Annotated in this window: 21 protein-coding genes; 6 read left to right on the top strand and 15 right to left on the bottom strand. The window is 63.9% G+C overall.

All coding sequences use genetic code 11. The features are described 5' to 3' along the window. The first annotated feature begins 274 nt into the window (after positions 1–274). Positions 275–1,534 carry a PAS domain S-box protein gene (locus EI28_RS09610; protein ID WP_048114418.1) on the top strand — a complete coding sequence of 420 codons (1,260 nt, stop codon included), beginning with the start codon at positions 275–277 and terminating at the stop codon, positions 1,532–1,534. Between the two features lie 4 nt (positions 1,535–1,538). Here the strand turns inward: EI28_RS09610 and EI28_RS09605 are convergent, their stop codons facing one another. From EI28_RS09605 to EI28_RS09595, 4 genes are all read right to left on the bottom strand, one after another. Beyond that, positions 1,539–2,324 carry an MBL fold metallo-hydrolase gene (locus EI28_RS09605; protein WP_048114416.1) on the bottom strand — a complete coding sequence of 262 codons (786 nt, stop codon included), beginning with the start codon at positions 2,322–2,324 and terminating at the stop codon, positions 1,539–1,541. A gap of 33 nt (positions 2,325–2,357) precedes the next feature. After that, a complete protein-coding gene (locus EI28_RS14070) occupies positions 2,358–2,675 on the bottom strand; it encodes a hypothetical protein (RefSeq protein WP_155937336.1) in 318 nt (105 codons plus the stop codon). Continuing rightward, the gene (locus EI28_RS09600) at positions 2,672–3,370 is read right to left on the bottom strand and encodes an ABC transporter substrate-binding protein (RefSeq protein ID WP_048114414.1); all 699 of its coding nucleotides are present in this window, start codon (positions 3,368–3,370) and stop codon (positions 2,672–2,674) included. Before EI28_RS09600 ends, EI28_RS14070 begins: the two co-directional genes overlap by 4 nt. Before the next feature lie 87 nt (positions 3,371–3,457). Continuing rightward, the gene (locus EI28_RS09595; RefSeq protein ID WP_048114412.1) at positions 3,458–4,264 is read right to left on the bottom strand and encodes a uridylate kinase; all 807 of its coding nucleotides are present in this window, start codon (positions 4,262–4,264) and stop codon (positions 3,458–3,460) included. Between the two features lie 92 nt (positions 4,265–4,356). Here EI28_RS09595 and EI28_RS09590 point away from each other — a divergent pair, with 92 nt between their 5' ends. Together EI28_RS09590 and EI28_RS09585 are read left to right on the top strand one after the other, a co-directional pair. Beyond that, the gene (locus EI28_RS09590; protein WP_048114410.1) at positions 4,357–4,590 is read left to right on the top strand and encodes a hypothetical protein; all 234 of its coding nucleotides are present in this window, start codon (positions 4,357–4,359) and stop codon (positions 4,588–4,590) included. A 49-nt stretch (positions 4,591–4,639) separates the two neighbouring features. Further along, positions 4,640–5,011: a hypothetical protein gene (locus EI28_RS09585; RefSeq protein ID WP_048114408.1), complete on the top strand. Its 372-nt coding sequence runs from the start codon at positions 4,640–4,642 to the stop codon at positions 5,009–5,011. On the opposite strand, the gene EI28_RS09580 is transcribed toward EI28_RS09585, so the two are convergent. The 4 genes from EI28_RS09580 to modA are packed head-to-tail and all read right to left on the bottom strand — an operon-like array spanning position 4,981 to position 8,192. Next, positions 4,981–6,039 carry an ABC transporter ATP-binding protein gene (locus tag EI28_RS09580; protein WP_048114404.1) on the bottom strand — a complete coding sequence of 353 codons (1,059 nt, stop codon included), beginning with the start codon at positions 6,037–6,039 and terminating at the stop codon, positions 4,981–4,983. The two genes, EI28_RS09585 and EI28_RS09580, sit on opposite strands and share 31 nt — an antisense overlap. A gap of 11 nt (positions 6,040–6,050) precedes the next feature. Beyond that, entirely contained in the window at positions 6,051–6,848 is a 798-nt protein-coding gene (locus tag EI28_RS09575) for an ABC transporter permease (RefSeq protein WP_048114403.1), read from the bottom strand. Further along, entirely contained in the window at positions 6,845–7,348 is a 504-nt protein-coding gene (tsaA, locus tag EI28_RS09570) for a tRNA (N6-threonylcarbamoyladenosine(37)-N6)-methyltransferase TrmO (protein WP_048114401.1), read from the bottom strand. The genes EI28_RS09575 and tsaA overlap by 4 nt, the downstream gene beginning before the upstream one ends. 25 nt (positions 7,349–7,373) lie before the next feature. After that, positions 7,374–8,192, bottom strand: coding sequence for a molybdate ABC transporter substrate-binding protein (gene modA, locus EI28_RS09565; RefSeq protein ID WP_048114400.1), 819 nt, complete (start codon positions 8,190–8,192; stop codon positions 7,374–7,376). Between the two features lie 176 nt (positions 8,193–8,368). Here modA and EI28_RS09560 point away from each other — a divergent pair, with 176 nt between their 5' ends. Together EI28_RS09560 and EI28_RS09555 are read left to right on the top strand one after the other, a co-directional pair. Continuing rightward, positions 8,369–9,502 carry a putative sulfate/molybdate transporter gene (locus EI28_RS09560; protein WP_048114399.1) on the top strand — a complete coding sequence of 378 codons (1,134 nt, stop codon included), beginning with the start codon at positions 8,369–8,371 and terminating at the stop codon, positions 9,500–9,502. A 332-nt stretch (positions 9,503–9,834) separates the two neighbouring features. After that, the gene (locus EI28_RS09555; RefSeq protein ID WP_231476715.1) at positions 9,835–10,014 is read left to right on the top strand and encodes a hypothetical protein; all 180 of its coding nucleotides are present in this window, start codon (positions 9,835–9,837) and stop codon (positions 10,012–10,014) included. Here the strand turns inward: EI28_RS09555 and EI28_RS14905 are convergent. From EI28_RS14905 to EI28_RS09520, 7 genes are all read right to left on the bottom strand, one after another. Then, positions 9,995–10,435 carry a molybdopterin-binding protein gene (locus tag EI28_RS14905; protein ID WP_048114398.1) on the bottom strand — a complete coding sequence of 147 codons (441 nt, stop codon included), beginning with the start codon at positions 10,433–10,435 and terminating at the stop codon, positions 9,995–9,997. The two genes, EI28_RS09555 and EI28_RS14905, sit on opposite strands and share 20 nt — an antisense overlap. Beyond that, positions 10,405–11,061, bottom strand: coding sequence for an ABC transporter ATP-binding protein (locus EI28_RS14900; RefSeq protein ID WP_231476713.1), 657 nt, complete (start codon positions 11,059–11,061; stop codon positions 10,405–10,407). The genes EI28_RS14905 and EI28_RS14900 overlap by 31 nt, the downstream gene beginning before the upstream one ends. Continuing rightward, positions 11,048–11,929, bottom strand: a complete 882-nt coding sequence (locus EI28_RS09540) for an ABC transporter permease (RefSeq protein WP_231476711.1) — start codon at positions 11,927–11,929, stop codon at positions 11,048–11,050. The genes EI28_RS14900 and EI28_RS09540 overlap by 14 nt, the downstream gene beginning before the upstream one ends. A 67-nt stretch (positions 11,930–11,996) precedes the next feature. Beyond that, positions 11,997–13,064 (bottom strand): tungstate ABC transporter substrate-binding protein WtpA, encoded by a 1,068-nt coding sequence (wtpA, locus tag EI28_RS09535; protein WP_048114397.1) that lies wholly within the window; start codon positions 13,062–13,064, stop codon positions 11,997–11,999. A gap of 116 nt (positions 13,065–13,180) precedes the next feature. Next, entirely contained in the window at positions 13,181–14,266 is a 1,086-nt protein-coding gene (locus tag EI28_RS09530; RefSeq protein WP_048114395.1) for an ABC transporter ATP-binding protein, read from the bottom strand. A 4-nt stretch (positions 14,267–14,270) separates the two neighbouring features. Then, entirely contained in the window at positions 14,271–14,966 is a 696-nt protein-coding gene (locus tag EI28_RS09525) for an ABC transporter permease (protein ID WP_048114393.1), read from the bottom strand. Positions 14,967–15,026: 60 nt separating this feature from the next. Beyond that, the gene (locus EI28_RS09520) at positions 15,027–15,998 is read right to left on the bottom strand and encodes a substrate-binding domain-containing protein (protein ID WP_048114391.1); all 972 of its coding nucleotides are present in this window, start codon (positions 15,996–15,998) and stop codon (positions 15,027–15,029) included. 129 nt (positions 15,999–16,127) lie between these two features. Between EI28_RS09520 and hisD the strand changes: the two genes are divergently transcribed. Next, positions 16,128–17,378 carry a histidinol dehydrogenase gene (gene hisD / locus EI28_RS09515; RefSeq protein ID WP_048114389.1) on the top strand — a complete coding sequence of 417 codons (1,251 nt, stop codon included), beginning with the start codon at positions 16,128–16,130 and terminating at the stop codon, positions 17,376–17,378. Positions 17,379–17,577: the final 199 nt, after the last annotated feature.

The following is a 17,577-nucleotide window of genomic DNA, read 5'->3' as shown; positions in this document are numbered from 1 at the left end:
AGGGAGTGACGGAAGTGGTTGTTGTGCTGCACGGTCCCCCCGGGGAATTATGGGCCTCGTGGCGGAGAATCCTTTTTTCCGCCTGCAGACCGCTGTTTGTCCTGGATCGGCTCCTCTGTGCCGATGTTTCTCCAGATAATCGAGTGGAATGGCCCGTTTCGAAAATAACGCGGAAAGACAGAACGATGCATATATCTATCTCGAAAGGCAAAATTTCCTGTAAGCGGCGCTTGCAGGCCCGAATACACGGATATGCCGTGGAGGATCGGTTACGATGACGGGAAAGAAAACAACTCGGGACGGTGCCCGTGAATCGCCTGACCTTGGAGGGGATGTCTGCCTCTCGATCCTCCGTGAAGCGCCGGACGGCTTTGTTCTTCTGGACGGTGAGGGGGAATGCCGGTACCTGAATCCGGCGTTTACCCGGATCACCGGATATACCCTTGAGGATGTCCCGACACTCGCGTTATGGTTCGAGCGTGCCCACCCGAACCCTGCATACCGCCAGAAAGTGGAGGAACTGGGGCAGGCACTGTTTTCAGGCGCTCGGGACGCGATGGTTGCCGGCGTGGTCTGCCGGGACGGCAGGGTGCGCGATATCGAGTTCCGGCGGGCGTCGATCGAGGGCGGCTCTGTCCTGTTCACCGTCCGGGACGTAACCGAGCAGGCGCTGACCGAGGAGAACCTCAGGCAGGCGACGTCCGAACTGACCGCGGTGATCGAAGCCTTTCCCGATCTCTTCATCAGGCTGAATGCCGACGGCACGATTCTCGACTCCAGGGCGGGAAGACTCGCGGAGGCGCCGATTGTCTCCCGGGCGCACCTCGGGCGGCGGGTGCAGGATCTCCTCCCCGCCGGGGTGGGTGAGGCCCTTTCTGCTGCGCTGCAGGAGACCCTCCGGGCAAATACGGCCGCGGTACCCCTTGAGTTCAGCCGAACGGTTGCCGGAGAGACCCGGCACTACGAAGCCCGCGTCATGCCGTTGCAGGAGATGCACCTGATGGCCATCATCAGGGAGATCACGGAGCGCAAGAAGGCGGAAGAGGAACTGAACCGCCACCGCGAGCACCTGGAGGAACTCGTTGCCGAGCGGACCGCCGAACTCGAACGTGCGAACAAGCAGCTCGAGCAGCTCCTCTACTACATCGAGATGACCGAGCGCAAAGCTGCGGAGGACTGGCTGGACTTATCGGTCGAACTGGGCTCTCTCGGGGTGGATGAACCCGGGGAGGCGAGGATCACGACCGATGCCGCCGGATCGATCGTCATCGTCGACATGGCGGCGGAACACCTCACCGGCTACCCCGGGGACGAACTGGCCGGGAAGCCGGTAGGGTCGCTTTTTTCGGGCCTCGGTGTCGGGGAGCATCTCGTCAGGGAAGTGCTGGGGCAGGGCAGGTCCGTGGAGTGCGCGGTAGGAGCGGAACTCGTGAGGAGCGACGGTTCAAAAGAGGTTGTCCGCGTCTCCGGCGACCCGATCGCCGATGGTGCAGGCACCGTGATCGGCATGGTCTGCACGTTCCGGAAGGCGTGATCCTTCAGAGCCGAAAGCCGTAGGATTCAGGGTGAACCGCTCCCGGGTCCTGGGGTGCCACGGTGACCCCGATCTGGTCCGAGTAGAGTCCGAGTCCTTCAAGCGCGGAGAGGAGCACTTTTTCAGGCGTGTTGTTGATCTCGCTCACGTGGGCGAGCATCGCCATGTGGATGCGATCGGCGAGCCTCTGCAGGCAGCGGGCGGCGTCGGGGTTGGAGAGGTGCCCGCGTTTCGATCGTATCCGGCTCTTTAAATATGCCGGGTACGGGCCGTTTTCAAGCATATCCGGGCAGTGGTTGCTCTCGAGCAGGACGGCGTCGCAGGATGCGAGCCGGTCAAACATCGAGGTGGTGACGGTGCCGGTATCGGTGCAGCACCCGATGCGCAGATCGCCTTCGGCGACACAGAACCCGCAGGGTTCCCGGGCGTCGTGGGATGCGGCAAAAGGCTCGACCGAGAAGTCGCCGACAGAGAACGTCTCGCCGGAGCGGCACCGTCGGACCTCCGCGGATCTCCCGCTGCACTTCGCGGTGAACGCCTCGAGCGTTCCGCCGGTTGCGTAGACCGGCACCCCGAGTCTCCTTGCCAGGACGTCGACGCCCCGGATGTGATCGATATGCTCGTGCGTGACGAGTATCGCCTCGATGAGCGTTGGGTCCCCGCCGGCGGCTTCGAGACGCCGAAGGATCTCGCGAGCGGAGAGCCCCGCGTCGACGAGCAGCGCACCCTGCTCCCCCCGGAGATAGGTGCAGTTTCCTTTGCTCCCGCTGGCGAGGACTGTCAGTTCCATTGTAGAAATGGTGGGCTGTGCGGCTATTTAATATCAGGGAAGACGGCGTGCAGAAAGAGCCTTGGGATCCGGGGCACCAATCCCTGGTGAGAGCAGATGAGCAGAGAGAAGGACTCCTGGCAGGAGGTGGTCGGCCGGATTGTCCCCGGTCTTGCCGGCGGCCGGGCACGCATCGACCGGGAGCGGGTGAGGAACCTGGTCAACACCTACCGTCCGGTCGCTCGATACGACGGCGCTCCGGTTCAGCGTCCCGGTGCTGCTGCCGGGCTGCCTCCAGAGCGGGGAGGTGACGCCGCTTGCGACCCTGCTTGCCACCCGGCGCGAGGCGCTCGGCAGATGCGCCTCGCTCACCCCATCACGATATCGCGATATGCGTCGCCGTCCGCCTCGACGTAGAGGATCGCCTTCCCGCCGACGCAGGCGGGCTTCGGGAACTTTCGCAGGCTGATCGTGCCTTCCCCGACCGCCGCCCCGTCCCGGGTCATGACCCGGTCGACGCCGGAAGCGAGGATCGCAGCGACTGTCTGGGTGCCGCGGAGGTCGCGGGTCGTTCCCTTCTGGACGAATCGGCCGTCGTTCCCCGACGCCGCAAGGCCGACCCCGGCAAGCGCACCGATGACGCCGTCTTCGGTGCCGCCGAGCCCCTCAAGGCGGATTCCGGCCTGTCGGGCGAGCCCTCGTGCCTGATCCTGCGTCACGACGCTTGTCTTCGCGGAGAAACCGAAGCGGGAGAGGTCGCCGTTGACGTTCCGGTCGGCGGCGACGCAGATCCCGGGATCGCTCCCCTCGATGAAGTCGGCGAGCATCAGTTCCTTTGCCGCCGCGAAGACTTCGGCCGCAGTCCCGTTCCCGGTATCCCGGATGTGGATGACCGCGGAACTGTTATGGGAGGTGTAGGGGACAGCCGGATGGACAAAGAGCTGGTGGCGGGTCACCCCGGCCACCGTATACGACCGGGCGAGTTCTGCTGCAATCGCGCGGGCGAGCCGTCCGGTGCCCCGGGACTCGCGTGTGTCGGTGTCGTCAATGCCAAGGTAGAGAGTCATGGAATCGCTCGTGTGCTGTACTGATCCGCACACACCGCTAAAGAAGACTTCTCCGAAGTTAATCAAAAAAGATTGACTCCGGGGGCGTCAGGCCCGGATGATGGTGCCGATCCGCTCCCCGTTGACGGCTTTTGCGATGTTGCCCGGCACATGGGCGTTCACCACCTTGATCTCTCTCACGTGGAAGGCGTCCCGGAGCAGTTCGACGGCTTTCGGTTCGAGCACCATATCCTCCATCTCCATCTCCAGAAGCTCGTCGGCCGTGATATCGGCAATAAATTCGGCGTCGGGGTTCACGAACGGGTTCTCGGTGTAAAGGCCGTCCACGTTCTTCCCTAGGATGCAGTTCTTCCCGCCGATCACCTCAGCCATCAGGAACGCCCCGGTGTCCGTCCGGTGCGGCGGGATGCTCCCGAGTTTCGGAGGATGCTCGTAGAGCCCGTAGGGCGGGGTGCCCTGGACGACCGGCAGCATCCCGAGGGAAATGAGCGAAGGGAGGTTTAAGAGGTCGTCGGTGTGGATCCGGACACCGTTGTACTTCGAGAGGAGGATGGACATCATGATCGCGTTCTGTTCGCTGATCTTGCCCGCCAACTCCGCAAGCACGCCCGTCGGCATCCCGAGATCGATCCCGACGTCGAGGATGTGCCGCACCCGGACGCCGCCGCCGGTGGCGACCAGAACCTTGTTCTTCCGGGAGAGTTCCCCGATCTCCTCGATCAGCGGAAACATCACGTCCCGCCCGTAGTCGATGACCCCGTGGCCGCCGATCTTGATCACGTTCAGGTCGGGCATGATCCTGACCTGTTTGCCGCTCCGGGTCTCGCGGAGCAGGCCGCGCCGAACCAGACTCTCGCCGCGGAACTTTGATTCCATCTCAAACCGTTCTGCCATGATACTACTCCTTACCCCATGTATGATAGAAAAAGTTAAGTGTCTTCGGTGTATACCTGCTGATATACCAATTGGTGTGGGATGGGAAGAAGATGAAGATCTACGTACGTGAACGCCAGAAAGTCGGCACCGGCGTGAAGCAGCCCCGCTTCCGCGTCGTCGCCGTCATCGAAGAGCAGGGCGAGAACAAGCACCTGAAGGTGGAGAGCGTCCACTTCAGGAAGATCGAGCTCGAACAGATTGGAAAGGACATCGGGGCGGAGATCATCTACCTCGAGGAGATGCCCGAAGAAGAGCGCGGCGAGATGAAGGCGGAAGCGGCATAACCAGACCGACCTCCTTTTTTGCGCCGGGCGCGAGTACTTCTACGATCGGATGTCCACACACGAACACGACGACATAATCGATGCGGCCGTCAGGATCCTCCTCGAAGAGGACCGGTGCCTGACCGTCGGCTTTTCTCCGGACGGCATCTCGCTACGGTTCCCGACGACCCGGAAACTTGCCGAGCACCTTGGGATCCCGCATTACTACGTCCTTCCCCGGTTCGGGGAGATGGAACGGGACGGGCTGATCCGCCGGGCCGAACGGGTCGGCATCTCCACCACGGCCGCGGGGACAGAGCGACTCCTCGCGGTCATGGCGGAGCGCCACAGCGAACGTGCGGAAAAGGTTCTGGGTGCCGGGGTACTCCGGGCGCTCGAGATCCGCGCCGCTCAGGCTTCTTCCCCTTCTCCCGAAGGGTAGATATGGGCCGCCGAGGGCCGGAAGGCGAGGTAGACGGCATCGCCTGACGCGATACCCGTCTCCTCGAACCCCTGCCGGGTCAGCGTCACCCGAAACGGAACCCCGGCATCGACGGAGACCCGGACCAGCCCCCCGTTCGGCCGCACCGAATCGATGCGGCCGGAAAAGACGTTCCTCCCGTTCTCCGGCAGAGGCACCTTCGACAGCGTAATCTCCTCCGGCCGGATTGCAACGGAGACGGGGCCGGTTAAGCCGTTCTCCGCACGTATCCGGAGATCGCCCACCGCGACCGTCCCGTCGGATGAACCCGTTCCGCGGAGGAGGTTCTCCACCCCGACGAAACCCGCGACGAAGTCGGAGTTCGGCCGCCGGAATATCTCCTCAGGCGTTCCCACCTGGACCACGTCGCCGCCGCGCATGATCGCCACCCGGTCGGCGAGGTCGAAGACCTCCTCGAAGTTGTGGGTGATATGGACGATCGTCGTTCCGGTGGCCTCGTGGATTCGGGCGAGTTCCGCCCGCAGGCTCTCGCGGGTCTTCACGTCCAGCGCGGAGAGCGGTTCGTCCAGCAGCAATGCTTCCGGCTCCATCACCAGCGCCCGGGCAATCGCCGTGCGCTGCTGCTCGCCGCCGGAGAGCGTTCCCGGGTAGCGCTGGAGCAGGTGACCGATGTTTAAGAGATCCGCGCTCTCCTTCACTTTTCCGCGGATGAACGCGGGATCGGCGCGGCGGGACTTCAATCCGAAGCCGATGTTTGCCTCGACGGTCAGGTGCGGAAAGAGCATGTAGTCCTGGTAGACCATGCCGATGTTCCTGTCCTTTGCCGGGACGTCCGTTATGTCCCGGCCGTTTAAGAGGATCCTGCCCGCATCGGGGGTGTAAATGCCCGCGATCGTCTCAAGAAGGATCGTCTTTCCCGCACCGGTGGGGCCGAGGACGATGAAGTACTCTCCATCTTCGACCGAGAGCGAGACGTTCGAGAGCGAAAACTCCCCGAGGCTCTTTGATACTGAGTCTATGGTAAGCATGGACAAACCTCCTAATAGACGTGCGTGGCTCCGCCGTAGCGCTCGAAGGCGTAGAGCGAGATGACCGAGATCATGATGAGGATCGTCGCCGCGGCGATGGCAAACTCGAGTTTTCCGGTGGACATGTTCAGGTAGAGCGAGAGCGGCAGCGTCTCGGTCTTCATCCGCGTTGCGCCGGCAACCATCAGCCCGGCGCCGAACTCGCCGATTCCCTTCGACCAGGTGATCACCGATCCCGCAAGGAGACCGTTCCACGACATCGGGAGCGTGACCCGCCAGAAGGCCTGCGCGTCGGTGCAGCCGAGCGTCTTTGCCACGTGCTCGTAACGGGGGTTGACGCCCTGGAACGTCGAGCGGGTCACCCGGAGCATGTAGGGCAGGTTCACGAAGAACTGGGCCATGATGATCCCGAGCGGCGTGAAGACGAACGCGAGTCCCGCCGCAGCGAGCGACTTTCCTACCGGGGAAACCCCGAAGAAGAGCAGGAGCCCCACGCCCGCCACGAGCGGCGGGAGCGCCATCGGGATGTCCATCAGCATGTTCATCACTGTCTTGCCCGGGAACGAGTAGCGGGTAAGGGCGTAGGCCACCGGCACGGCGACCAGTATGCAGAGGAGCGTCGAGATGACGGAGGTGATGATCGAGAGCCTGATGGCGAACTGGATCTCCTCGGAGAGAAGCGACTCAATGAGGACGTCCACCGGCGAGTGGGTGACCACCCCGATGATGACCATCACAATGAAGGCCGCGATGATGAGGGCGACCGCAACGGTCGCCGTTCGAAAATAGGAGGTATTTTTCAGGTTCATGAAGACTCCTCATACTCCCGGAGCCCTTTTGGTGAGTAACTCTTGAGTTTCACCTCATCGATGTGCTTTGCGTCGACCCAGCCGCTCTTAATGTCGTCGCGGTGGTCGAACTGGCGGACGTAGGGCTTGATGTCGAGAAGCGGCGTGCCGTCCAGCACGTCGATTCCGCGGACCCTGATGACATTCCCCTCGACGGAAATGACTTCAACGAGGGAGAGCCCGATCGGGTTCGGGCGGTTGAAATGGCGTATGGCAAAGATCCCGCGTTCTTTGCTGCCGTCGACGAACGGGCGTTCGAGCAGGCGGAACCCATTCGCCTGATGGAAGTGGTAGAGGAGGTGGATGTGTGAGAACCCCTCAACCCCCTGCAGTCCTTCGGCATACTCGGGAAAGACCTCGATCGTCCCCTCCACTTCGGAGAAGATGCTCTGGATGGGCGTTGTGTCCTGTTCGGTGAACGGTGAGTGAATCGTTCCAATGATCCTGTAGGTGACTTCCATGCGACTTCTCCTTCTTACTCTCTTATCAGGGTTTGACGTCCGCGTAGGTCTCGCTCGGGTAGGTGGTGAAGCCGTGCTTGGTGAAGATCGCCTTCCCTTCGTCGGAGACAACGAACGCGGTGAACTGCTCCGCCTCAGGCTTGTGCTCGGAAGACGTCAGCACCCCGATGGGGACGATCTTCACTGTGTTCTCCACGTTTGGTATGTGGATTAAGTCCATCTTCTCGGACACGTAGAGGTCCTCCCAGATGATACCGACATCGGCCTGCTCCATGGAGATGTAGACCAGCAGTTCGTTCACCGTGCCGCTGCGGGTCACGACGTTCTTCTCCACATCCTCAAGAAGGTTATTCTTTTCGAGGAGTTTGTCGCCCAGCTGCCCGATGGCGGTGCCGGGGTTCTCGCCGAGCGCCACCCGCACTCCGGGCTTTGCCATGTCCGCAAGACACGTGATATTGGCCGGGTTGCCCTTCGGGACGGCGATGACCGGGACGTGGTAAACGGTCAGGTGCTCCTCCTCGACGAGCCCCTTCTCGCGGGCCGCGTCGAAGTAGGCGGTCGCGCCCGGCATGTAGACGTCGCCCTGCTCCGTCAGTTCCATCTGGGTGAGCAGGGTGTTCGATCCGCCGAAGACGAAGTTGATCGGGATGCCGGTCTGGTTCGTGAAGGTCATCGCGATCTCGTCCATCGGTTCGCGCATGCCCGCGCCGCAGTAGACGAGCAGCTCGGGCTTTGTGGTGTCGGTCGCCGCCGGCGTATCGGTCGTGGTTCCGGTGCATCCACATGCAAATGCGGCGGATGCCGCGACAAGCAGTGCAAGAATGAGAAGCAGGTGTGCTTTCATAAGGATATTTACTCAGGAGAGCAAAATAAACGTTTATACATCGGATCAAATTAACCTACATAACTTAACGGATTTGCTTTGGCCGAAATGGTAATGTTGGTTCATAACCTCTCTCCGCAACGGGCCGAGCCAATCCGAAACCGAGAAATGGAGACGAAACATACCGGGAGTGCACAATGGCGGAGAGCACCGGAACGGAGGAACGAGGTGTCAGGTTTACCCTCGAGGAGATCGCCGGAGCCGTCGGCGACTTCGGCACCATCTTCCCCATCCTGCTCGGCGTCGCCATCGTCTGCCCGGACGTGAACGTCAGCCACTTCTTCCTCTTCCTCGCCGCCTGGTACATCATCGCCGGGTTCTACTATCGCCTCCCCATGCCGATCGAACCGATGAAGGCGATCGGCGCCATCGTCATCGCCGAAGGGCTCTGCGCCGGCGAGATCGTGGCGTCAGGCCTTGTTGTCGGGGCGCTCTTCCTCGTCCTCGGCCTCGTCGGCGGGATGACCTGGATCGGGGAGCGGATCCCGAGAAGCGTCGTCCGGGGGGTGCAGGCGGGTCTCGCGCTCATCCTCCTCAGGACGTCGCTCGGCTACATCATTCCCGACGCTCTCTTTGCGGCCGTATCCATCGCGATCATCCTCATCTTCTTCGTTGCATCGCAGCGCACCCGGGTCCCGGACGTCTCCGCCCTGCTGGTGCTCGGCATCGGGCTTGCCGCCGGTATCGCAACGCAGGGGATGCCGCCGTTCCGCCTGATGCCCCTCCCCGCCCTCGTCATCCCGATGCCGGCGGACTTCATCACCGGAATCTGGGACCTCGCTCTCCCGCAGATACCGCTCACGCTCACGAACGCCATCCTCGCGACATCGCTCCTCACCTACGACCTCTTCCCGAAGCAGGGCGTGAACCCTGATAGGCTCTCGCGGACGATCGGGGTCATGAACCTGGTCTCGACGCCGCTCGGCGGGTTCCCCATGTGCCACGGCGCCGGAGGGCTTGCGGCGATGTACCGGTTCGGCGCGAGGACCGGCGGGGCGAGCATCGTCGCCGGCATCTTCATCCTCGTCTTCGCCCTTGCCTTCGCCCCGCCGGAGGTGCTGACCCTCATCCCCTTCGGCGTCTTCGGCGCGCTCCTGGTATTCGTGGCGCTCGAGCTCGGGAAGCATAGCATCAAAACGGAGTCTTACCTGGTCACGGGAACCATCGCCGTTCTCACCCTCGCGATCGGCCTCACGGTCGCCTTCATCGTCGGGATGGTCCTCGCCTACGTCATCGAGCGGCGGAAGAGTGCGGCAGCGTCCCGGTCATGATAAGGGTCGTTTGCGAAGGGGAGCCACCCTTTATCTACTGAACTTCGCGTCCTTCGTGGCTCGCACCTGGCGGTGCTCAAGCTCGCTGCGCTCGCACTTCACGTGAGTTAACGGTTTATAAGCAATGATACGGCCTCACGCGAAGTGCGATGGATGGGACATCCGGAGCTTGAGAAGGCCGAAGGTCTTCGAAGAACGCGAAGTCGCGAAGGATCTGACCAGGTTTATCTCATCCGGCGAGAAGACCCGGGGGAGATGGACACCGCCACCGCCCTCGGCCTTGCCGCCGGTTCGCTCACGACGCTCGCGTTCGCACCGCAGGCCGCGAGAGCGTGGCTGCCACGCGCTCGACCGCCGACCTCTCGCTTGCGACGCTCGTCGTGCTCCTCGCGGGCGTTCTGCTCTGGCTCGCCTACGGGGTGGTGAGAGGGGATATCGCCATCGTGGCGGCGAACGCCGCGACAGCCGGCCTTGTTGGCCTCACCCTCTCGCTCAAGAAAAAGAACGGATGACGTGGATCGCCGTCGCCTTCACGGAGAGGGTGACGGGAGTCCCGGGAACGAGGCCGAGATCCTGCACCGATCGCCGGGTCAGGACCGCGGTGAGCGTGACGCCCGCGTCCACCTGCACCTCGGCGATGGGGCCGTTCTCGACAACCAGGACGACCGTCCCGGCCATCGTGTTCCGGGCGCTCGACCGCCGTCCGTCCCCGACGCTGATGACAACGTCGTCGGCCCGGATGCAGAGGGTGACCTCCTCGCCCGGCGCCGCGTCCGTCAATGCCTCGAAGGCCTGCCCGCCGGCAACCACCGTCGCGTGCCCGCCGTCGTTTGCCGTCACCGTTCCGTCCAGGATGTTCTCGATCCCGATGAACGAGGCGACCTTGCGGCTCTTCGGCGTGTTCAGCACGACACCGGCCTTCCCCTCGTCCACGAGGCCCCGTCGATGATCACCGCCATCCGGGTGGCGAGGAGGTGCGCTTCCCGGCGGGAGTGGCTCACCTGCACGATGGTGAGCCCGTCTTCCCGGTGGAGCCGGCGGAGATCGTCGATGAACTTCTCCTGCGTGACGGGGTCGAGGGCCGAGAGCGGTTCGTCGAGGAGGAGGATGTCCGGTTTCACCGCGATGGCTCTCGCGAGCGCCACGCGCTGCTGCTCGCCGCCGGAGAGGGTCCCCGGGTAGCGGTCGGCGAGGTGAGCGATCCCGAACCGTTCGAGGAGGGGGGCGACCTCGGCCCGGGCCTCCTTCTTCCCCATCCCCTGCATCCGGAGTCCATAGGAGACGTTGTCGATGACCTGCATGTTCGGGAAGAGCGAGTAGTCCTGGTAGACGAGGGCGACCTTCCGCTTCTCCGGGGGGAGAGCGGTGATCTCGGTGCCCCGGAGGAGCACGCGGCCGCTATCCGGCCGGTGGAGGCCGGCGATCGCTTCGAGGAGCACCGTCTTCCCCGCTCCCGACGGCCCGACGATGAAGTAGTAGTCGCCCTTACTGATGGTCAGGCTGACGTCATTCAGGCTGAACGAGCCGAGAGCCAGCGAGACACGGTCAAACTCTATCATCGTACCTCCCCAGGTACCGGGTCATCCGCCGCAGGAGGTAGAATACCGCGAGACTGGCCAGGATGACCGTAAACGCGATGCTCCTGCTCGTATGGATGCCGTCTGTCGTGAAGGAGTAGTAGATCAGCGTCGATATGATGAACGGGTAGTAGGCGATCATGATAACGCCGGCAAACTCCCCGATCGCCCTCCCCCAGGCGAGGAGGGCCCCGCTGTACATGTGCCGGAGGCTTAAGGGGAGCGTGACCGTGCGGAACGCGGTGAAGGTGCCCGCCCCGAGCGTGCGGGCGACGTTCTCCAGGTGAACCGGCACCTTCTCGAACCCCTCCCGCATGGTGTTGACGTAAAACGGCGAGGCGACGAAGAGCATCGCGATGATCGTTCCCGGGAGCGCGTCTTCGAACGCAAGCCCGATCTCCGAGAGCGGCGCGCCGAGCCATCCCCGGCGCATGAAGAGGAGGTAGACGAGCAGGCCCGCCACGGTGTGCGGCAGGATGAGCGGGATGTCGACGATGCTCTCGACGACTCCCTTGAAGCGGGAGGGGCGGGACCGCGCGAGAACGTAGGCAAGCGGGGTTCCGAAGAGGATGAGGAGGAGGACGGCGCTCGCCCCTGCGCCGAACGTGAGGAGGATGGATTCGATCACCTGCGACGACGCCGCGACCTTGAGGAGGTGAGCCGGGTCGGCGAGTTCCGTCGTTGCGATGTTCGCGAGCGCAAGCACCGTGATGCCGACAAGCAGCCCTCCCATGATGCAGAACCAGACGGTGCACCAGTCTACCTGCCGCCTCCAGCGCCCATTCCACCAGGAAGGAGTTCCTTCATCATCCTCCCGGAGGGGGTCGCCCGAGAGCGTTTCGGTCTTCATATCCGTATGTTCCTGAATAAGCGTTGTACGCGTTCGCTGATAATTGGTGGCATGAAAAAAGAGGTGTTCAGGATTTCATCTCAACAAGCGACTGGAGAGCGTCGGGGACGCTGCCGTAGCCGCCCGCGGGCACGATCGGGGGCTGGCCGTCACGCTCGAGGATCTCCTGTCCGGTGGCGCCGATCAGCGTCTCCACGAACTCGGTACCGAGGTCGGGGTGCTCGGCGATCTTCGGGACGGTCACGCCGTAGACGATCGGCGAGCCCACGTAGAGCGTGGTGCCGTCGCCCTTCTTCGCCTCGGTCTGGACGGTCGCGTAGTTATCCGCGAAGTCTATCGACGAGAGGTCGATCTCCTCGGGGAGTTCGATGAACTCGAGGTCGTTCTGCACGGCAACGCTCCGGTACTCCCAGGCGTAGTCAAGCCCGCCGGACTGGACCATCTGGACGAGTTCGACGCTCTTTGGCCGGATCGTCAGCGTGGTGCTGTCGGGACTCGGGTCGGCGGCGTGGATCGTGTAGACCCCGCCCTCCTCGGTGGCCGTGATCTTGCTGTGCTCACCGACGAGGGTCTCGAAGATCTGGTCGTCTCCGTAGTAGGCCTCGGCGAGCTGGATCACCATCGGGCTGCGGTAGCCGCAGGGGTCGGAGTTCGGGTCGGAGAAGCCCCACCGGACGCCGTCGCGGGCGAGGATCTCGTACCAATTCTCATCGGTGATCTCGTCGGCGTACTTGCTGTCGCTTGCGTAGGTGAGCACCATCCGGTTCTTTGCGAACGTGAGGTACCAGTCGGCATCGTCGGGCACCATCATACTCGGGATGAGGGCATAGTCGGCGGAAGCGAGGACGTCGGCGGGTTTGCCGTTCTCGGTGATCTTCTTGACGCAGTCGACGCTGCCGGCAGGCTCGAGGAGCACGGTGACGCCGGGGTGATCGGCTTCGAACGCCGCTTTCACCTTCTCAAACGGTCCGGTCAGGCTTCCGGCGTGGAAGACCTTCAACTGGACTTCTTCGGCGGCGGTTGCCGTCGGCGTGGGGGTCGTCGTCTGGTCGTCGGTCGTCCCCGTGCAGCCGCAGATCAGGACCGCGGCAGCGACGAGGAGACAGATAAACGCACATAGATGGGTTAGTTTCATGAAAGAAGTTGTGCGAGAGTCCTATAATTAAATATGTTCATTCGGGCCCGGGTTAACTACAACTGGTTTACTCTCTCCTGAATGACGCAACCGGAGACGTGGCCGGCGATACGGATTCAGCGCTCAGCCCGCGGGATCAGGTGGACCGCCTTTGCCTGGAGGGATACCCAGACCTCCATCCCCTCGTGAAGCCCGAGGGCCTCCGCCCTCCTCGCGGTCACCAGTGCGACAAGATCGCACCCGCAGTGCACCGTCACGTTCACGAACGGCGCCGTGGGCTCGATGGCGGTGACCGTCGCCGGGAAGAGGTTCTCGGCCTCCTCGTAGCCGGGCTTCCTCCGGTGCAGGGAGATGTCTTCGCCCCGGACGACCATCTCGACTTCTTCGGCGGGCGGCGGGGTCGCCGAGAGGATCTCCTTTTCCCTCGCCTCCACGACGGTGAAGTCCCCTCTCCGGGAGACGACCCGGGCGGGAATGATGTTCTGGACACCCACGAACCGGGCAATCTGCTGGTTCTTCGGTTCGCGGAAAATCTCGCGGGACGGCCCGGTCTGGGCGATAGTGCCCGCGATCATCACCCCGACCCGGTCGGCGAGACGCTGGCCCTGCGCCAGATCATGGGTGCTTATGAGGACGGTCATCCCTGCCTCGCGGTTCAGGCGGGTCACGATCGCCTCGATGGTGGCGGTCGACGTCGGGTCGAGGTTCGCCGTCGGCTCGTCCAGGAAGAGGATCTCGGGGTCGGTCACGAGCACCCTCGAGAGCGCCACCCGCTGCTGTTCGCCGCCGGAGAGATCGATCGCCCGGCTCTTGATGTAGCGGGAGAGCCCGACGGCTTCGAGGGCCTCCTTCACCTTCCGGTCGATATTGTCGCCGGGAGCACGCCGGTACCGGAGCCCCATCGCGACGTTGTCGTAGACGGACGAGTTGAAGACGATCGGCCGCTGAAAGAGCATCCCCATCCGGCGGCGGAGGTCGAGCCAGGTGCCGTGATCTGCGACCGTGTCGATCCCGAAGACCGAGAGTTCCCCGGCGTTCGCAGGCTCGATCAGGTCGAGGAGCCGCAGAAGCGTGCTCTTCCCCGACCCGCTCGGGCCGATGAGTCCGAGGATCTCGCCTTCTTCGACCGAGAGGTCGACGTCGTGCAGGACTTCAAGGCTGCCGTAGGATTTTCTGATGTTGTGTGCTTCGATGACCGTCATGGTATCACCGCCGCTGCACCAGGGAGAGGGCTATGTTCACCCCGAGCGCCACCGCGAGGAGGATGATCCCGAGTGCAATCGAGAGGGAGTAGTTTGCCATCGAGGTGTTGAGCGCGATCGCGGTGGTGAGGACGCGGGTGGCGCCCCGGATGTTGCCGCCGACGATCATCACCGTCCCGACCTCGGCGATCGCCCGCCCGAAGCCCAGGAGGACGCCGGACATGACCGCGAACCGCGCCTCCGCGATGATCGTCATGACCGTCTGGAGCCTGCTCGCGCCGAGCGCGGTGATCGTGTAGCGCTTGTCCCGGTCGATCCCCGAGAGCGCCGAGACCGTCAGCCCCATCAGGAGCGGGATGATGAGGACGGTCTGGGCGACGATCATGCCGCCGGGCGTGTAGAGGAAACGAAGAAACCCGAAAGGCCCGACGTTGGAGAGGAGCAGGAACACGATCAGGCCCACGATGACCGTGGGGAGCGCATAAAGCGTCTGCAGCGTGGAGACGACCGCGTGCTTGCCCCGAAACTCGTAGAAGTAGATCAGCGCCCCGAGCGGCAGGGCGATCAGCGCGGCGAAGAAGGTGGCGGTGAGGGAGACGTAGAGCGAGCGGATGGTGATCTCCACCACCTGCGGGTCGAGGGTGATGATGAGCTCGATGGCCTCGATGAATCCCTCGATGATCGGGTTCCCGTTCACCACGCGCCCTCACCCTCCGGACTCCCTGTCACCCTGCCGATCACCTTGTTACCACTCCACGTTTCAGGCAGTCACCGGCTCTGCGCAGGTGCAGTTGAACGGCGGTTCGGTGCACTCGGGTGCGTAGAGCGGCACAAAGAGCGGTTTGCCGAACTCTTCGGTGCCGAACTCGCCGATCATCTCCTTCGTCTCGTTCGTGGTGAGCCAGTTGATGAAGTCCGCGGCTCCCTCTGCGTTCACTCCGGGGTGCTCTTCGGGGTTGACGGCGATCGCGCTGTAACGGTTCATGAGTTCCGTACCCTCGGCGACGACCGGGACAAGATCCAGCCTGTCTGCAAACGAAAGATAGGTCCCCTCATCGGAGAGCGTGTATGCCTGCTGCTCGTTTGCAAGGATCAGGGTGTCGCCCATTCCCTTGCCGGCCTCGACGTACCAGCCCCCGGCGTTCAGGATCTCGGTATCGTAATCGTAGCCCGCCTGCTCCCAGAGCACCTGCTCCTGATTGTGCGTCCCGGAGTTGTCGCCGCGGGAGACGAACGCAACGCCCGCCGTCTCGTTCGTGCCGGCCTCGTAGAGCGTCCGGAAGGCCTCCACCGGGGTCATGTTCGCGATCCCCGCCGGGTCGGACTCCGGCCCGACGATGATGTAGTAGTTGTAGGCGATGCATCGCGGGTTGATGCCGAGGCCGTCGTCGACGAACTGCTGCTCAAGGTCCGGAGCGTGGACGAGGACGAGATCGACGTCGCCGCGCCTGCCGGAGTCGATCGACTGCCCGGTGCCCTGGGCGATGAACTGCAGATCCATCCCGGTCTCCCCCTCGTAGACCCGTTCGAGCTCCGCGAGCAGCCCGGTGTTCTCGAGGCTCGTCGTGGTGGCGATCCGCAGAATGTCCCCTCCGCCGGCGGGAGCGGTCGTCGCCCCGGCCCCCGGCGTCTCGTTTTCGCCCGGCGCCGGACTCGTGCATCCCGCAGAGAGGGCAAGGATGAGCAGGATCGCAATGATGCCTGCCGCCAGATGAGTCGCATTTGTCTTCATAGCAGCGCGTTAGGGGGCCCTCCTCGGATATATAGTTATCCTGACCGGAAAGTTAATGGGCTCCGTTCCGGGGGGAGGTTGCCAGCGGGGTCGAAACCTTAACGCTTCGGCCCGCCGATTCTTTTCCTCATGTGGCAGGCGCTGGATATCGAGACCTGGATCGCCGGGCGGCGGTCGGACATCGACCGGGTGAAGGGACCGGTCTCTGAGATCATCGGGAGGGTGCGAGAGGAGGGCGACGCCGCCCTGCTCGACCTGACGAAGCGGTTCGACGGCATCGATCTCGAGGAGATCGCCGTCACCGACGAGGAGCGGGAGGCGGCCTACGATGAGGTGGACGCACGGCTGGTCGAAAGCCTCGTGGAGGCGGAGGAGCGGATCAGCAGGTTCCACGAGCTGCAGCGCGGGCGCGACCTCTGGTTGCAGGAGGTGGAGCCCGGGATCACCCTCGGCGTCAAGACGACTCCGCTCTCCCGTATCGGCGCCTACGTCCCCGGCGGCCGGGCGGCCTACCCCTCGACGGCGCTGATGTGCACGGTTCCGGCGAAGGTCGCGGGGGTCGCGGAGATCTGCTGCTGCACCCCGCCGCCGACGAGTCCGATCACCCTCGTCGCGCTCGATATCGCCGGGGTCGACGAGGTCTACCGGGTCGGCGGCGCCCAGGCGATCGCGGCGATGGCGCTCGGGACGGAGACGGTCCCGCGGGTGGAGAAGATCGTCGGCCCGGGGAACGTCTACGTCACCGCCGCGAAGATGCTTCTGCGCGACGAGGCCGAGATCGACTTCCCGGCAGGCCCGAGCGAGATCGCGATCCTCGCGGACGGCACGGCGAACCCGACCTTCGTCGCGGCTGATATCCTCGCCCAGGCCGAGCACGACCCGAACGCCGCCTGCGTCCTGGTGACGACCGACGCGACCGTCGCCGATGCGGTCGGCGCCGAGGTGAAGCGGATGGCCGGGGAGGCGAAACGCCGCGAGATCGTTGCAAAGGCGCTTGAGCACTCCGGCTACATCGTCGCCGCCGACCTCGACGAGGCCACGGCGACGGTCGACGGGATCGCCCCCGAGCACCTCTCGATCCAGGTGGCCGACCCGCTCGCCGTCCTGAACCGCATCCGGAGCGCGGGGTCGATCTTCGTCGGCCCCTACGCGGCGGTGGCCTGCGGCGACTACGCCTCGGGGACGAACCACGTCCTCCCGACGGCGGGCTACGCCAGCCTCTACTCCGGCCTCGACGTGAACCACTTCTGCCGGCGCTCGACGGTGCAGATGATCACGCGGGAGGGGCTTGACGCCATCGGCGACGTGGTGGAGACGATCGCCGACGCGGAAGGCCTCCACGCCCACGCGGAGTCGGTGCGGGTGCGGAGAAGGGGATAAGCGGATAATTCATCTTACCATTTTGTCCAGAAGATGACCGGAGCAGGGGGTCCTGTTTCTAGGCATCGATTCCGAATTATCGGACTCTGCTTGCCGCTCATCGCCCCTCCGGAGGTGCTGGATCTGGTTCTTCCCCGGGGTCATCCCGGACAGTGGACCGTGGTGGCTATCGCCATTAAGGGGTGGGGCTGACGGGGAG

Source organism: Methanoculleus sp. MH98A (assembly GCF_000691865.1).
In the GTDB taxonomy this organism is placed as follows: Archaea; Halobacteriota; Methanomicrobia; order Methanomicrobiales; family Methanoculleaceae; genus Methanoculleus.
This window is presented reverse-complemented; position numbering and strand designations above follow the sequence as displayed.

Coding starts and splice junctions, on each gene's coding strand:
- EI28_RS09610 (WP_048114418.1), top strand. CDS start 275: ATGACGGGAAAGAAAACAACTCGGGACGGTGCCCGTGAATCGCCTGAC.
- EI28_RS09605 (WP_048114416.1), bottom strand. CDS start 2,324: ATGGAACTGACAGTCCTCGCCAGCGGGAGCAAAGGAAACTGCACCTAT.
- EI28_RS09600 (WP_048114414.1), bottom strand. CDS start 3,370: ATGACTCTCTACCTTGGCATTGACGACACCGACACACGCGAGTCCCGG.
- EI28_RS09595 (WP_048114412.1), bottom strand. CDS start 4,264: ATGGCAGAACGGTTTGAGATGGAATCAAAGTTCCGCGGCGAGAGTCTG.
- EI28_RS09590 (WP_048114410.1), top strand. CDS start 4,357: ATGAAGATCTACGTACGTGAACGCCAGAAAGTCGGCACCGGCGTGAAG.
- EI28_RS09585 (WP_048114408.1), top strand. CDS start 4,640: ATGTCCACACACGAACACGACGACATAATCGATGCGGCCGTCAGGATC.
- EI28_RS09580 (WP_048114404.1), bottom strand. CDS start 6,039: ATGCTTACCATAGACTCAGTATCAAAGAGCCTCGGGGAGTTTTCGCTC.
- EI28_RS09575 (WP_048114403.1), bottom strand. CDS start 6,848: ATGAACCTGAAAAATACCTCCTATTTTCGAACGGCGACCGTTGCGGTC.
- tsaA (WP_048114401.1), bottom strand. CDS start 7,348: ATGGAAGTCACCTACAGGATCATTGGAACGATTCACTCACCGTTCACC.
- modA (WP_048114400.1), bottom strand. CDS start 8,192: ATGAAAGCACACCTGCTTCTCATTCTTGCACTGCTTGTCGCGGCATCC.
- EI28_RS09560 (WP_048114399.1), top strand. CDS start 8,369: ATGGCGGAGAGCACCGGAACGGAGGAACGAGGTGTCAGGTTTACCCTC.
- EI28_RS14900 (WP_231476713.1), bottom strand. CDS start 11,061: ATGATAGAGTTTGACCGTGTCTCGCTGGCTCTCGGCTCGTTCAGCCTG.
- EI28_RS09540 (WP_231476711.1), bottom strand. CDS start 11,929: ATGAAGACCGAAACGCTCTCGGGCGACCCCCTCCGGGAGGATGATGAA.
- wtpA (WP_048114397.1), bottom strand. CDS start 13,064: ATGAAACTAACCCATCTATGTGCGTTTATCTGTCTCCTCGTCGCTGCC.
- EI28_RS09530 (WP_048114395.1), bottom strand. CDS start 14,266: ATGACGGTCATCGAAGCACACAACATCAGAAAATCCTACGGCAGCCTT.
- EI28_RS09520 (WP_048114391.1), bottom strand. CDS start 15,998: ATGAAGACAAATGCGACTCATCTGGCGGCAGGCATCATTGCGATCCTG.
- hisD (WP_048114389.1), top strand. CDS start 16,128: ATGTGGCAGGCGCTGGATATCGAGACCTGGATCGCCGGGCGGCGGTCG.